This is a genomic window from Paraburkholderia sp. Tr-20389, assembly GCF_017104565.1.
Lineage (GTDB): Bacteria > Pseudomonadota > Gammaproteobacteria > Burkholderiales > Burkholderiaceae > Paraburkholderia.
Map to the genome: position 1 here is coordinate 111,998 of NZ_JAAGPD010000035.1, position 14,911 is coordinate 126,908.

Consider the following 14,911-nt stretch of genomic DNA (forward strand, 5'->3'; position numbering starts at 1 on the left):
CGATCTTCGAGCGTTCAGTGCGCAGCAGCAAACACCTTCGCCGATTCCAGCGCTTGCGCGCCCGCCGCTGCCTGTGCGTCTTCGAGGATCATCTCTGCACCCTTTTCCGCGACCATCATCGTCGGCGCATTGATATTGCCTGACGTGATGTTCGGGAAGATCGATGCATCGACGATCCGCAACCCCGACATGCCATGCACGCGCAGACGCTCGTCGACGACCGAGGTCTGATCGTCCGGTCCCATCGCGCACGAACCGCACAGGTGATAGATCGAACCCGACTGCTCGCGGAAGTACTGCAGGAAGCTCTCGCGATCGTTCACTTGCGGGCCCGGCGAAATCTCTTCGACAGTGATCTCGTTGAGCGCCGCCGTCGACATGATCTTGCGCACCAGTTCGCAACCCTGAATCGCCTCGTCGATATCCTTTTGCGTCGTCAGCGCATTGATGCGGATTTTCGCGGGATCTTCCGCGCGGTTCGACGCGATCTCGATTGAGCCGCGACTGGTCGGACGGCAAGGATTGAAGCACAGCAGGAAGCCCGAATACGGTTCCGGTTCGAGGCTCGCCTTGTTGCTCTTTGGAATGCGGTACGACAGAGGATTGAAATAGAGCTGCAGATTCGGCAATGCCTCGTTCTCGCTGCCTCTGAAGAATCCGCCAGACTGATTCACGCTCATCGCCAGCGGACCCTTGCGCGTCAGCAGGTATTGCAAACCGAGCTTGATCTTGCCCAGCAGCGGCCGCATCTCGTCGTTCAGCGTCGCCACGTTCGCGCGATAGTAGAAGCTCACGCAAAGATGATCCTGCAGGTTCCTTCCGACAGCAGGCATATGACGCACGAGCGGAATACGATGTTCCGCAAGCAGCGCGCTGTCGCCGACGCCCGACAGTTGCAGCAGCTTCGGCGTATCGACAGCCCCCGCCGACAGAATCACTTCGCGCATCGCCGTGAATTGGCGCACGCTGCCGTTCTGCTTGACGACGACGCCCGTCGCGCGTCGGTTCGCGTCGAACAGCACCTGTGTGACGAGCACTTCGCGCTCGACCGTCAGGTTCTTGCGATCCAGCACGGGATGCAGGTACTCGAAGCTGCTCGACGAACGCTGACCGTTACGCGTATTCACGTCGTAAATACCCGCACCTTCGAATTGCGCGCCGTTGAAGTCGTCGGTGCGCTTGTAGCCTGCCTGCTCGCAACCCTTGAGAAACACGTGGCAAATGGGATGCACGGCATCCTTCATCGGCGAAATGCCGATCGGACCATTCGCGCCGTGGTATTCGGTGTTGCCGAGCGGATGCGATTCCAGCTTGCGGAAATACGGCAGCACGTCGCGATACGACCATCCGCTATTGCCCGCCTGCTCCCAGTCGTCGTAGTCCTTTGCCTGGCCGCGCACGTAGATCATCGCGTTGATCGAGCCGGAGCCGCCTTGCACCTTGCCGCGCGGGCAATACAGCGAGCGGTTGTCGAGTTCTTTCTCCGGCTCGCTGTAGTACATCCAGTTATAGGTTTCGTTGTAGTACGTCTTCGTGAAACCCACCGGAATCTTGAACCAGAACGAATCGTCGGCCCGGCCCGCTTCGAGCAGCAGCACCGAGTACTGGCCCGACGCCGACAGACGGTTGGCGAGAATGCAGCCCGCAGATCCCGCACCGACGATGATGTAGTCGTAATTCATGCTCTATTCGCCCGCAGGCGTCCAATACGTGGAATACGTTGAGGCCGTTCGCGCTTTAGCCTTTGGCGGGCGCGAGATCCTTCACGTCGGAGGGCTTCGACGCCATCTGCAGATGCAGACGTTCGCCCGTGTACGGCGTGTGCTGCTGCACGACTTCCATATTCAGTTCGATACCGAGACCCGGTTCCGTCGACGGAATGATGTAGCCGTCTTCCCAGCGAATCGGCGTCTTGAGCACTTCCGCGTGGAAACCGCCCCACGTACCGATGCTTTCCTGAATCAGGAAGTTCGGCGTGCACGCCGCGAGCTGGATGCTGGCGGCCGCGCCGACGGGACCGTTGTAGAGATGCGGCGCGATCTGCGCGTAGTACACCTCGGCGAGCGTCGCCACTTTCTTTGCTTCGAGCAGACCGCCGACGCGCGCCACGTTCAGTTGCAGGATCGACGCGCCGCCCGCTTCCAGCAGCTTGTGGAATTCGTACTTCGTGGTGAGGCGCTCGCCTGCCGAAATCGGAATGCTCGTGTGTTTCGCGACTTCCGCCATGGCATCGTGCTGGCCCGGCGGCACGGGCTCTTCGAACCACAGCGGGTCGTACTTTTCGAGTCGCTTTGCAAGACGGATCGCCGACGCGGGCACCATCTGCCCATGCGTGCCGAACAGCAGATCGGCCTTGCTGCCCACGGCTTCCCGCACCTTGCGGCAGAACGTCTCGCAACGGTCCATCACTTCGAGCGACAGATGATGGCCCGAGTAGGCGGTGTAAGGACCGGCGGGGTCGAACTTCACCGCCGTAAAGCCGCGCTTGACGTTTTCCGCCGCGCATTCGGCAGCGAGATCAGGATCGTCGTAGTCGTATTCGCCGCGACGGTTCTTCGGATACAGGTACGTGTACGAACGCAGCCGCTCATGCACGCGGCCGCCCAGCAGCTCGTACACGGGCTTGTTCGCCGCCTTGCCGATGATGTCCCAGCACGCCATTTCGAGGCCGCTCACGACGCCCATCATCGTCAGATCGGGGCGCTGCGTGAAGCCGCTCGAATACGCTTCGCGCCACAGGCGTTCGACGTGGTGCGGGTCCTTGTCGAGCAGATAACGCGAGAACACATCGTCGATGATGGGGCCCATCGCATTCGGATGAAACGTCGCCGAATAGATTTCGCCGATGCCTTCAATACCGCAGTCCGTCTTGAGCTTCACGAAGATCCAGTACATGCCGCCGATATGCGGCGGCGGTACGGCGACGATGTGCGTTTCGAGCGAGACGACTTTCATTTACGCTTCCTTCTTTTTAAGCATGTTGCGCAGCACGAGACCGGCGCAGCCGCCGACAGCGGACACAGCGGCCACATAGCCGAAGTACATCTGGTATCCATGCACGCCCGGATAGTTCTGTGTCAGATAACCGTTGATGAGCGGTAGGAAAACATCGGGCGAATAGCCGAGCACGGAGATCAGGCCAATAGCGAGACCCATCGTTTGCACGGGCACATTGCAACGATCGAGCAGCGACCAGTACAGGCCGCGAATCGCGTACGTCAGCACGCCGATGAACAGCACGAGAAATACGAGCAACACGTGGCTGCTGATCTGCGGCGCGGCAATCAGGCCGAGCAGCGACAGCGACGCAAGAAAGAGCGCAATGATCAGCACGGTCACTTTCGAAAAACGGTCGCCGAGAAAACCGCCGCCAATCCCGCCGATGGGACGCATCCACAGCTTGAGAGTCGTGATCGTGCCCGCCATCACCACCGACAAACCGATCTCGCCTTCATGCAGATATGCGGAGAAGCTGTACGTCGCCCAGAACACCTGATAGCCGCAGAACACGATGGCAGCGACGAGCCACAGTTCGGGGATCTTCGCGAGCGTGACCAGATCGGCGATCACGTTGCCGCGTTTCGCCGCTTGCGCGCGGCTCTCGGTTTCCGCTTGCGATGCCGGGTCCTTGATCAGGCCGAGCAGCACGCCGAGTCCGATGCACAGAAACGCGTACATATAGACGACGACGCGGAAACCGACCGCGGCCGGTTCGCCCTTCGTCTGCGTGAGCCATGCGAACAGCGTGATCGCGATGGTCGCGAGCATCGCTTCGATGAGTCCGCGGCCGCCGTCGAGAAAGCCGAAGAAACGGCCCTGCTCGTCGTGACCGGCGATCATCGACACGCGCTTGATCACGGCCGCCCAGAACGTCAGCCCCGTCGAAAGTCCCCAGCCGCCGAAGATCATCAGCAGCAGGTTGAACGACGGCGCCGTCGAGTACACGAGACCCAGCAGGCCCGTGGCGACGAGCGAGAAACTGATCAACAGACGCGGCGCAATACGGTCCGCCAGCCAGCCGCTCGGCAGATAGCTCAACAGAAAGATCGTGCCGAGCATCGAATACAGATAGCCAAGCTGACTTTCGCTGATGTGGAAAACTTCCAGCATCGTCGGCTGATAGACCTGGCGCAGGTAAAGAATCGGATAAATCGCGCCGGCTGCAATGACGAGCAGCAGCAACTGCACATAGCGCTGTGCCTTGTTGGCGGATTGTGCGGTTGCGTCGGCGGAACGGCGCGTCGAAGCATCCGTTCGAAGAGATTGGCTTGCCACTGAAGTGCTCCTAAGAGACGCGCGTGGAGCACGGTTTGCACCGTGGCCGTCGTGTCTCCAGATCTTTGTTATGAATACAGCGTGTTCTTTCGGTTGAAAAAAGAGCGCACCCGTACTGCTGACCGATACGGAATGCGCTCTGACAGGATCAGTACTTCATGACAACGAGACGCGTCTGCGTGAATTCGAGCATGCCGTGCTTGCCGTCGTCGCCGCCGAGACCCGAACGTTTCCAGCCTGCGTGAAAGCCCTGGTACGGATCGGCGGGCGTGCGGTTCACGTAGATTTCGCCCGCTTCGATGTTGTTGGCGACTTTCATCGTCGTGCGATAGTTCTCGGTATAGAGCACCGACGAAAGACCGAACTGATGGTCGTTGGCCATCTGCAGCGCTTCGTCGAGCGTGCTGTAACGCACGACAGGCATGATCGGGCCGAACGTTTCTTCCTGAATGATCTCCATGTCCTGACGGCAATTCGTCAGCAACGTGGCCGGATAGAAGAACCCCTTGCCCTCAGGAATCGCGCCGCCCGTTTCGAGCGTGGCGCCTTCGGCCACGGCGCGTTGAACCATCGCGTGAATGGACTGACGCGAGGCTTCGTTGACGAGCGGCCCCATGAACGAGGCATCGCCGCTGCGGTCGCCGCTCTTCACTGCGCTCATATGCTTCTTCAGCAGCGCGACGAACTGGTCGTGCACACTTTCGTGCACGTAGACGCGTTCGATCGCGGTGCACAACTGGCCGCAATGCGTGGTCTTCGAGCCGACGAGTTCTCGCGCGGCCTTTTCCAGATCGGCGTCCGGCTCGATGATGGCGGGCGTCTTGCCGCCGAGTTCGAGCGACGGCTTCGCGATGTTTTCCTTGCAGTAGTCGAGCACCTTGCGGCCCGCGCCGACGCTGCCCGTCAGCGTAATCATGCCGACCGCGGGATGCGTGCAGACGGCTTCCGCAGTCGCGTGGCTCATCGCGAGAATATTGACTACGCCAGCCGGCAATTCGGCGCGAACCACGGCTTTGGCGATTTCGAATGCCGACGTCGGCGTGTTGTTGCTCGGCCGAACGACGACCGTGTTACCCGCGATCAACGCCGGCGCGATCTTGCGCATGAACGTATAGACGGGGTAGTTGAACGGAATCAGACACGCGACGACGCCGATCGGCTCGCGATGCAGCACGAGGTTTTCGTCAGGCGTATCACTCGGGATGACTTCGCCTTCGATGCGGCGCGCCCACTCCGCGTGATAGCGCGTAATCTGGCCGGCGTAGATCGCTTCGTTCGTCGCGTCGGCGACGCTCTTACCGGACTCCAGCGCGAGTGCCGCACCGATGGCGGGCGCGCAGTCGGTCAGCGCGTCGGCGAGCTTGTGCAGATAAGCGGCGCGCTCGGCGGCGGGCAGCTTGCGCCAGCTCTTTTGCGCGGCGGCGGCGGCTTCGACGGCGGCCACCGCCTCTTCGCGGGACGCGCCCGATACCTTGGCAATCAGCGCCTCAGTGGCGGGGTTATAGACGGAGATGAGTTCGTCGGTTGCGGGTTCGACGAACTGACCGCTTACGAAATTCCGGTCGAGTCGCATGATCTTTACCTGGTGACGCGTGCGCGAAGCACATTACCGGCGGCTATGAGAAACATGCAGCCGGCGCATGAACCGGATTCTTCTCTGCGGCCTTATGTCACGCAAGCGAGTATTTCGACCCGAAAACATTCGAAAAACTCATGTTTGTGGGTCGACATGACCTTCCGGCAAACGATCCGACGACGGATGCGGAAAATGTGTGGAAATGCGTCTGGGAGAACAGGCGTGCACACGGCAGATTCACTGCCACGCAGGAGCCGGCGTTGCACCGGCGGCGACTATCGAGGGACTATCGAGGGCATGGCGCGTCGAGCGCCGTGCCAAAGAAAAGGTCCGGCAGAACACTGCCGGACCTTCTTGCTTCAGCGTCGAATTAAAGCGATCAAGCCTCGCCGGCCGTCGCGGCGGGCGTCTGTACCGTCACGGGCGCTTCGACGACAGGCGCGGTGGTTTTAGCGGGCGCCTTCTTTGCTGCTGCCTTTTTCGCGGGAGCCTTGGCCACGGCCTTCTTCGCGACTACGCGTTTGCCAACCGTCGGTGCGGCAGACTTTGCTGCAACCTTTTTAGCTGCCGTCTTCTTGCCGGCGGACTTCGCAGCAGCTTTCTTCGCAACCGTCTTGACGCCTGCCGTCGATGCCTTTTTGGCAACCTTGCGGCCTGCCGACTTCGCGGTGACGGCCTTCTTCGCGGCGGTTTTCTTAGCCGCCTTCTTTGCGGCAGCCTTGACCGTTACAGCGGGCTCCGAACCAGCCGCAGACGCATCGATCAGGAACCTGGTACGGTCTTTCACATCCTTGATCCAGGCCGGCGGGCGAGCATGGCCGCTCCACGTTGCACCCGTCTTCGGATCGCGGTACTTGGGCGGCAACTTGCCCTTTGCCGCCGCTGCCGGTTTCGCTCGTCCCGTTTTTGTACCGAGACGCTCCGAGCGCTCGCGTTCGCGTCGCGCTTTGGCTCGCCGTTCGATGTCTTCGGTCGTGAGACCGTGCTTGATCATCAGTTCGCGAATCTGATCCAACGCGCCCTGCGCCCGCTTGGCAATGAGCGTTTCCGCTTGCGTCTGGAGTTTCTTTATACGTGCCTGGAGAATTTCCAATGTGGCCATTATTGCCTCCCTTTAAATAACATACGCGGACTATGCCATGGAATTGCTTAGAAGCGCTATGGTTTTAAAGCTTGAGTAAGAAAAGCGTTGCGTATCGTTAAGTCAGAGTTCTAAGGCATGCATCAGATTTTTCCCGCCCCGTGCCTTAAACGCGTTTTGACATCGCATTCGATGCAACGAAACTGACCACTCTCTTTCAAACGTTAATTCCTTTGCACGCCAATTGCTGCACGGCCGCACGCCTGCGTCCAACAGGAGGACACTGATAAACTTTCAGCGAGCTTTTCTTTTGCGCCTATTCACGCTTTGCCGTGCTCGTTGACGACCGCTTCGACATTGGGAGGAATTGATGGAGCACGCGTACGTCCAGCTGCTGCACCTGCTTGCGGGCCACACCGCCTGGACACTGGTCGTCGTGTTTCTTGCCGCGTTTCTCGAAGCCGTCGCAATCATCGGCACGTTCGTACCCGGCAGCACTGCGATGTTCATTGCAGGCGCGCTGGTCGGCACCGGCACGCTGAATCTCGGCTGGCTATTTGCAAGCGCCATCGTGGGCGCCGTGGCAGGCGACGGCATGAGCTACTGGTTCGGCCGCCGCCATAAGGACAGGATAAGCAGGCTCTGGCCTTTCAGCACACATCCCGGCTTGCTCGAGAGCGGTCAGAAGTACTTCGATAAACACGGCGCGAAGAGCGTCGTGTTCGCGCGCTTTGCCGCTCCGCTGCGCGCCATCGTTCCCGTCGTCGCGGGCATGCTCGAAATGCCGCCCATGCGCTTCTACGCAATGAACGTGCTATCGGCGTTGCTGTGGGCACCCGCGCATATTCTTCCGGGCGTCGTGTTCGGTGCATCGATCCAGCTGGCGGGCGCCGTCTCGTTCCGGCTCGTTGCCGCGCTCGCGATCGTCGTGGCCGTCGTGTGGCTGTGCTTCTGGATCATGCGCGTAGTCGTTTCGCACGCGCGCGCCTGGGCCAGTTCATCGCGCAACAGCATCGTGAACTGGGCACGCGATCACGAAGCACCGTATGGGCAGCTGATCTATCGCATCGTCGATCCCGAGCGTGCGGCGATCGGCCTGCTGATCGGCATTTCGGTGTTCGTGCTGCTGTGCGCGGGCGTCTTCTTCGGTGTCATGCAGGACGTCGTGGCCGGCGATCCGCTCGTCCAGGTGGACGTGTCGGTGTATCGGTTTCTTCAATCCGCGCAGGCGCCGTGGTTCGGCGAAGCACTCGCGCGCGCGTCGACGCTCGGCAGCATTCCGACGCTCGCCGCGCTGGTCGTCGCGTCGATCGTGATGATGGGCTACGAGAAGCGCTGGCGCACGATCATCTATTGGCTGATCGCCGTGATCTTCTCGCAGTTGCTGATCTTTGCGATGCAAGCCATCGTGCATCATGCGCCGCCCGCCGCCGCGCCCTCCGACCTCTTTGCATTTCCGAGCAATCACGTCGCGGCCAGCGTCACCGTATACGGCTTTCTTGCATTCGTGGTCGCACGCCGCGTCAGTATGTTGACGGGCATCGCCGTGACTGCACTCGCTAGCCTGATCGTCATCGCCGTCGCGTTTGCAGGCTTGTATTCGGGGCGTTTTGCGTTCTCCGATGCCGTCGGCGGCGCGGCATTCGCGGCCGTGTGGGTGGCCGTGGTCGCGCTGACAGCCGTATGGCGGCATCCCGAGACGCCGCCTTCGCGCGAATACATGCCCGCCGTGCTGCTGATCGTGCTATGCGTGAGCGTCGCCTTGCAGAACGGCTTTGGGCGTCAGCCGGACGCGGCGCACGTGCGTCAGCGCCCTCCCGTCGTCGTGACGCAAACACAATGGATGGACTCGCTGTGGAAGCAGTTTCCCTGCTATCGCTCCGACATGAAAGGCGACCGCCGCGAACCGATTACCGTGCAATGGTCCGCCGACCGGCAGCAGATCGTCGAGCAGCTGAACAGCAGGGGCTGGCTCGAAGGCACGCGCTTCAATGCGCGCAGCCTGTTCTCGCTCGTATCGCCCGATGTACCCGCGATGGATTTACCCGTGCTGCCCAAGCTCAATGACGGCGAACCGTCGGCGCTCGTGTTCAGCCGCCGGCGCGAGCGAGGCGACGAGCGCGACGTGTTGCGCTTCTGGCGCACCAACTATGCCGTCGCGCAGCGCAATGGCTTGCCGCCCACGCCGATCTGGCTCGGCTCGCTCGTGCACGAACGTTTGCTGCGTCCTTCCTGGCCTTTCAATGTAGTGCGCACCGACAGGCAGCTGGATCCGCTGATTGCCTCACCATCTCATGATGGCGAATGGCGCGAACTCGAACTGTCGAGCAGCATGGGATGCACCGATATTCCCGTCACGCTGATCGGATCGAAGGCGCGATAGGCCGTATCGCTTTTGACTTCCGTTAGTGCAACCCGCGACAGGTTTAGCCGTGCAACAATGAATGCGCGCGTATCGCACGCAGACTCCACATGACGAAGCGATGCAATGCGCAAGGAGCAAATTGCAATTGGTCGATCTCCATCCGTCGGCAATTTCTACATGGGGCGCAGTTGTCGTTTTCGCGAACGTACTGCTTACGCGCCTCGGCATTCCGGTTCCCGCCGTACCCGTGTTATTGCTCGCGGGCACGGCGATCGCCAATGGACACCTGTCGTTCTGGCATGTGCTGACGGCCGCGCTCGCGGGCGCGCTGATCGGCGACGGCGTGTGGTTCACAGCGGGCCGCCTGCTTGGCCGCAAGTTGATCCAGACACTCGCGCGTTTGTCGGCGGCCGTGGAGACGCGCATGCGCAAGGCGCGCGCGCTGTTCGTGCGGTTCGGGCCCGCGATCGTGTCCGTGTCGAAGTTCGTGCCGGGACTCGCGATCATCACGCCGCCGTTGATGGGCACGACGCGCGTCGGCGTGATGATTTTCTTTGCGTGGGACGCAGTGGGCATCCTCGCGTGGGCAACCTTCTGGCTGCTTGGCGGCGCCATTTTCGAGCGCCAGCTCAACCTGTTGATCTACGAAGTGCGAGCGCACGGCTGGACGATTCTCGATGTGCTGTTCGTCATCGCAGCGTGCTATCTGGCATTCCGTTTTCTCCAGCGCTTGCGCATGCAACACCCGCTCTCGCTTGCACCCGTGTCGCCCGAACAGGTCGACGCAATGATGCGTGCCGACAAACCGCCCATCGTTCTCGACGCCCGCCCCGAGGAAGTGAAGCGAGAAACGCCGCAACCCATTCCCGGCGCCGTGCCGCTCGATCTTCGCTCGCCGGACACAGTTGACGCTGCCCTGTTGGCACGCGATGTCGTGGTCTATTGCGTGTGCGCCGACGACGTCACCGCAAAAGCGCTATCGGAGAAAATGCGCAATCGTGGCTTTACGCGGGTTCGCGCGCTAAGAGGCGGACTCGATGCATGGGAACGGCGTGGCTACGCCGTCGAGCCTTCGAACGGATCGGCGAATACCGAAGCGCAATCGGGGCGTGAAAGAGCGCATGCGTCGCCGCAGAAGCGCGCCATTACATTGCGCGGTATCGCACCGAGAGGAGCGGCCTCCAGCTAAGAAGGATGCCAGCTCTATTCGCCTGCGTTTTATTCAGTTCAATTGCGACGCCCGAACGCCGCTTAGCTGCGCACCACTTCCTGAACGGGCGCAAGGCCGCCGACCACGATCCGGTCGCGCCCCGTCGCCTTCGCCTGATAGAGACTGCGATCGACTTCCTGCAGCCATGTGTGATAGTCGGGCAGATCGTCCGTCAGCTGGGCAATGCCGACGCTGATCGTGCACGGGCATTCCTTTGATGCCTCTTTGGTCTTTTCCCTCACGCGCTGCACCAGTACCTTCGCGACGGTGTGCGCTTCGCGCAGCGTTGCGCCCGGCAATACGACGCCGAACTCCTCGCCGCCATAACGTCCGATGCTGTCGCCCGTGCGAAAGTGACTGCGCAGCAGATCGGCGAACGCCTGCAGCACCGCGTCGCCGGCGGGATGGCCCATCGTGTCGTTGATCCGTTTGAAGTGGTCGAGATCGATCAGCATCAGACACGACGCATAGCGATTCGCGCGGCAACGCTCGAACTCTTCGGCGAGAAGCCCTTCCCAATGCCGCCGATTCCACAAGCGTGTCAAGCCGTCGGTACGGCTCAGATGCTCGAGTTCGCGCGTGCGTTGCGCGAGCTTCAGCGACAACCGATAACTCGTGAAGCCCAGCGCGAGCGGATAGATGATGAGGAACGGCAGGCACGCGAGAATGGTCGGCATTTGCGACATCGGCGAAAACACGAAGCCGACGGTCACGAGTCCCGCCAGCACACCGAGCACATGCGCGACCACGCCGCGCGCAAAGAGATGCAGACCGCCTGCGCCGATGTTGTTCATGCTGAGCATCGCGAGAATCAGCACGGCGGGGAGCACATTGAAGCGCATCGCGACGACCCAGAAGCCGCCGAACATCGCATCGACCATCAGGTTCAGGCGCTCGCCGCGAAACGGCACTTCGCAAGCAAGCGCTGCGCGCCGCGCGACATGAGGCCAGACGAAACCATGAAAAACGAGTAGCGACCACAGCACGGCGCCGCGATGCTGAAGTGCGAAGACGGACGCGACGCAGAAAAAGCCGAGTCCCAACCCCACGATGCGTAAGCGGTAGATGCGCTCGACGAAGCTCTTCCCTTGCCCGGCCCTGCTTTTCGTTGCCAACTTCATCGATCCCTGAGCAAGTGACTGCGAGAGTGAGAGCACGCGTATGAATATATGTCGCGCGCCAAAGCCTCGATCTGTGCCAAGCTTTGATACAACCGTTGCAGTTTTCGATGCCGATGCAACGTAGTCGATTGTTATAAAAATGATACCAGCATATTCAGGGGGCAATTAGTCCATTTACGAAGTGGAAACGCTTCTGTCGTTTTTCGTTGTTTTCACACAAGCCGCGCCGAATGTTAAACGTTTGCGGGCTACGGCCAGGTGAGTCAGCATGCGTGATCGCGGCAGCACGTGGCCAAAGAGATATGAGGCAATTGAATCGGCCGAAATGATTCAAAAGCGGTGCAATGGATATTCACGCGGCTCGCGCTCAATGGCCGCTGATCAAAGGAACAGGTGCAGCCGCCGATATTTCGAAGCCGCGCTGCGTGAGCCACACTTCCTGTTGCAGCCAGTCGCGAAAGACAGCCACATGCGGCAGGTCGCCTTGCTCCGGACGCGTCACGAGCCAATACGACTGATGACCGTCGACATGGACGTTCAGCACCTGCACGAGCTGTCCATTCGCGAGTTCGTGCGCAATCATATGACGATCGGCGATCGTGATGCCGAGGCCGTCGATCGCAGCGCGAATCGCGTGATCGAGCAGGTCGAATTCGAAACCGCCTGAGGTGTCCACGCCTTCGATACCTGCCGCCTTCAGCCAATGCTGCCAGGTCAGATAACGCTGGTTGTCGCCCGCTAAAACATGCAGCAGCGTGAATTGATTGAGATCGATGACATCATTTCCCGCCTGACGGGCCAGCAACGCTGGCGAGCACACGGCGATGTGCTGTTCGTTCATCAGCAGCAGATTGTCGAGCCCTTCCCATTCGCCATTGCCAAAACGGATCGCGCAGTCGAGCACGCTCGATTCGCCGAGATTGTCCTCGAGCCGGGTCGACAGACTCAATTCGAGTTCGGGACGTTCCGTATGCAGGCGTCCGAGCCGCGGCAGAAACCAGCGGCTCGCGAACGTAGGCGGCGCATTGACCCGCAAGCGGTTCAGGTGCGTCTTCTCCTGAATGGAGCGCACGGTCCACTCGATCTTGTCGAACGAATGCTGCAAGGCCTGCAGCAGCACGCGACCCGACGCCGTGAGATCCAGATGATGATGCCTGCGCTGGAGCAGCGATTCACCGAGCTGCTCTTCGAGTTGGCGCACCTGACGGCTCACCGCGCTTTGCGTGACGTTCAGCAGTTCCGCCGCACGCGTGAAGCTGCCCGTTCGTCCGGCAACTTCGAAGGCTTTGAGCGCATTCAGCGCAGGCATTTTTCTTTTCAAGCTGGTCTCGCTTCTCGATGGGCGTGCAAACGCCAGACGATCATTTTAGCGTCTGTGCGCCGGCGTCCTGGTCCATGCAACGTCCCGTTTCCCGTGCGACAACAGTGCCGCCGGCAAGCATTGATGCCAAGCACAAGTGTTAAGGGGCATATCCGTCACGCAGTTGTCATCGTACCGACATACTGGCCTTGCAGCATCGGAAATCCCCCCGACCACCCCGAGGCCCAGGCCATGCCGGAACTCTCATATTCGCAAACAGGCGCTTCCAGTGCCAAAAACCGCAACTTGGGACTTGCCGTTTTCCTGATTGCACTTGTTGCAGGCGCAATCTATTGCGCGTTTCAATTGATCGGCGACCTCGAGTCCGTGCGCATGGGCTCGATCGTGCCTTATCTGCTGCTCGGTGTCGCTCTGCTGATCGCACTCGGCTTCGAGTTCGTCAATGGCTTTCATGACACGGCAAACGCCGTCGCAACCGTGATCTATACGCACTCGCTCGCACCCAGCGTGGCCGTCGTGTGGTCCGGCACGTGGAATTTCCTCGGTGTGCTGACTTCGAGCGGTGCAGTCGCATTCGGCATCCTGCAGTTGCTGCCCGTCGAACTGATTCTTCAGGTGGGCAGCAGCGCAGGCTTTTCGATGGTTTTCGCGCTGCTCATCGCCGCGATCATCTGGAACCTGGGCACGTGGTGGTTCGGCCTGCCTTCGTCGAGTTCGCATACGCTGATCGGCTCGATCATCGGCGTCGGCCTGATGAACCAGATGCTGCATGGCGCGGATGGCACGAGCGGCGTCGATTGGGGCCAGGCTGCCGGCGTCGGCAAATCGCTGCTGTTCTCGCCGCTGGTCGGCTTTCTGCTCGCGGGGCTTCTGCTGCTGGTGCTCAAGGCGCTCGTGCGCGTGCCCGCGCTGTATGCCGAGCCGAAAGGCAAAGAGCCGCCGCCGTTCTGGATTCGCGCGCTGCTGATCCTGACGTGTACGGGTGTGTCGTTCGCGCATGGTTCGAACGACGGCCAGAAGGGCATGGGACTCATCATGCTGATCCTGATCGGCACGGTGCCGACGGCGTACGCGCTGAACAAGGCCGTCACCGCAGGCGAAACGCAAACCTTCCTCGCAGTCTCGCAGCAGGCTTCGGCCGCGCTCGGCAAGTATTCGCCGCAAGGTGTGCCGCCCGTCGTCGCGCCGCGCAGCGAAGTGGAGAACTACGTGCGCACGCGTCAGATGACGCCCGCAACGGTGCCCGCGCTGCAGAAGCTGATGGAACAGATCGGCCAGCAGGTCAGCGCGTCGGGTTCGATGGCGAACGTGCCGCAAGACAAGGTCGATAACGTACGCAACAACATGTATGTTGCGTCCGAAGCGATCCGTCTGATGGAAAAAGCGAAGCAGCCCGCGTTTGCAGCGGACGACGCCAAGGCAATCGACAACTTCAAGAAGCAGATGGATCACGCGACCAAGTTCATCCCGACGTGGGTGAAAGTCGCCGTCGCAATCGCGCTGGGTCTCGGCACGATGGTCGGCTGGAAGCGCATCGTCGTAACGGTCGGCGAGAAGATCGGCAAGCAGCATCTGACCTATGGCCAGGGCGCATCGGCCGAACTCGTCGCGATGGTCACGATCGGTGCCGCCGACATGTATGGACTGCCCGTATCGACGACACACGTGTTGTCCTCGGGCGTCGCAGGCACGATGGCGGCCAATGGCTCCGGCCTGCAATGGGGTACCGTGCGCAGTCTCGTGCTCGCATGGGTGCTGACGCTGCCGGTATCGATCGCACTGTCCGGGGGGCTGTACTGGCTGTTCCGCCATCTGTTCTGACGGGATCAAACGAAATCGGCATAGGGGGTAGCCAACAGGCTACGCCCCTGCCACACCACCCGGCATGCGGGTCCGCACCGGGCGGTTCGGGAAGTTGAGGTCAGGAGAGACGGGGTAGGCCTAGTCGGTCGAACCATGCAA

Annotated in this window: 10 protein-coding genes; 3 read left to right on the plus strand and 7 right to left on the minus strand. The window is 60.9% G+C overall.

From position 1 onward, the window contains the following. Positions 1 to 14: 14 nt before the first annotated feature. The 5 genes from G3N95_RS28075 to G3N95_RS28095 all read right to left on the minus strand — a co-directional run bounded on the left by G3N95_RS28075 (position 15) and on the right by G3N95_RS28095 (position 6,953). Entirely contained in the window at positions 15 to 1,682 is a 1,668-nt protein-coding gene (locus tag G3N95_RS28075) for a GMC family oxidoreductase N-terminal domain-containing protein (RefSeq protein ID WP_205973347.1), read from the minus strand. 55 nt (positions 1,683 to 1,737) lie between these two features. Next, on the minus strand, positions 1,738 to 2,955 hold the full coding sequence (locus G3N95_RS28080; RefSeq protein ID WP_205973348.1) for a mandelate racemase/muconate lactonizing enzyme family protein: 1,218 nt from the start codon (positions 2,953 to 2,955) through the stop codon (positions 1,738 to 1,740). Then, positions 2,956 to 4,275 carry an MFS transporter gene (locus G3N95_RS28085; protein WP_205973349.1) on the minus strand — a complete coding sequence of 440 codons (1,320 nt, stop codon included), beginning with the start codon at positions 4,273 to 4,275 and terminating at the stop codon, positions 2,956 to 2,958. It abuts the gene before it with no gap. 148 nt (positions 4,276 to 4,423) lie between these two features. Then, complete coding sequence (aldA, locus tag G3N95_RS28090; RefSeq protein ID WP_205973350.1) at positions 4,424 to 5,848, minus strand: aldehyde dehydrogenase; 1,425 nt, start codon at positions 5,846 to 5,848, stop codon at positions 4,424 to 4,426. A 382-nt stretch (positions 5,849 to 6,230) separates the two neighbouring features. Then, a complete protein-coding gene (locus tag G3N95_RS28095) occupies positions 6,231 to 6,953 on the minus strand; it encodes an H-NS histone family protein (protein WP_205973351.1) in 723 nt (240 codons plus the stop codon). 349 nt (positions 6,954 to 7,302) lie between these two features. On the opposite strand from G3N95_RS28095, the gene G3N95_RS28100 reads away from it, so the two are divergent. Together G3N95_RS28100 and G3N95_RS28105 are read left to right on the plus strand one after the other, a co-directional pair. Next, entirely contained in the window at positions 7,303 to 9,315 is a 2,013-nt protein-coding gene (locus G3N95_RS28100) for a bifunctional DedA family/phosphatase PAP2 family protein (RefSeq protein WP_205973352.1), read from the plus strand. Positions 9,316 to 9,442: 127 nt separating this feature from the next. Next, positions 9,443 to 10,486 (plus strand): VTT domain-containing protein, encoded by a 1,044-nt coding sequence (locus G3N95_RS28105; protein ID WP_241018993.1) that lies wholly within the window; start codon positions 9,443 to 9,445, stop codon positions 10,484 to 10,486. Between the two features lie 62 nt (positions 10,487 to 10,548). Here the strand turns inward: G3N95_RS28105 and G3N95_RS28110 are convergent, their stop codons facing one another. Both G3N95_RS28110 and G3N95_RS28115 read right to left on the minus strand, forming a co-directional pair. Further along, the gene (locus tag G3N95_RS28110; protein WP_241018994.1) at positions 10,549 to 11,628 is read right to left on the minus strand and encodes a diguanylate cyclase; all 1,080 of its coding nucleotides are present in this window, start codon (positions 11,626 to 11,628) and stop codon (positions 10,549 to 10,551) included. Positions 11,629 to 11,995: 367 nt separating this feature from the next. Further along, positions 11,996 to 12,937: a LysR substrate-binding domain-containing protein gene (locus G3N95_RS28115; RefSeq protein WP_205973365.1), complete on the minus strand. Its 942-nt coding sequence runs from the start codon at positions 12,935 to 12,937 to the stop codon at positions 11,996 to 11,998. A 243-nt stretch (positions 12,938 to 13,180) separates the two neighbouring features. On the opposite strand from G3N95_RS28115, the gene G3N95_RS28120 reads away from it, so the two are divergent. Beyond that, complete coding sequence (locus G3N95_RS28120) at positions 13,181 to 14,770, plus strand: inorganic phosphate transporter (RefSeq protein ID WP_205973354.1); 1,590 nt, start codon at positions 13,181 to 13,183, stop codon at positions 14,768 to 14,770. The last annotated feature ends 141 nt before the right edge of the window (positions 14,771 to 14,911 follow it).

Bases quoted from the DNA above. Each gene is read 5' to 3' on its own strand.
- G3N95_RS28075 (WP_205973347.1), bottom strand. From the start codon at position 1,682: ATGAATTACGACTACATCATCGTCGGTGCGGGATCTGCGGGCTGCATT.
- G3N95_RS28080 (WP_205973348.1), bottom strand. From the start codon at position 2,955: ATGAAAGTCGTCTCGCTCGAAACGCACATCGTCGCCGTACCGCCGCCG.
- aldA (WP_205973350.1), bottom strand. From the start codon at position 5,848: ATGCGACTCGACCGGAATTTCGTAAGCGGTCAGTTCGTCGAACCCGCA.
- G3N95_RS28095 (WP_205973351.1), bottom strand. From the start codon at position 6,953: ATGGCCACATTGGAAATTCTCCAGGCACGTATAAAGAAACTCCAGACG.
- G3N95_RS28100 (WP_205973352.1), top strand. From the start codon at position 7,303: ATGGAGCACGCGTACGTCCAGCTGCTGCACCTGCTTGCGGGCCACACC.
- G3N95_RS28110 (WP_241018994.1), bottom strand. From the start codon at position 11,628: ATGAAGTTGGCAACGAAAAGCAGGGCCGGGCAAGGGAAGAGCTTCGTC.
- G3N95_RS28115 (WP_205973365.1), bottom strand. From the start codon at position 12,937: ATGCCTGCGCTGAATGCGCTCAAAGCCTTCGAAGTTGCCGGACGAACG.
- G3N95_RS28120 (WP_205973354.1), top strand. From the start codon at position 13,181: ATGCCGGAACTCTCATATTCGCAAACAGGCGCTTCCAGTGCCAAAAAC.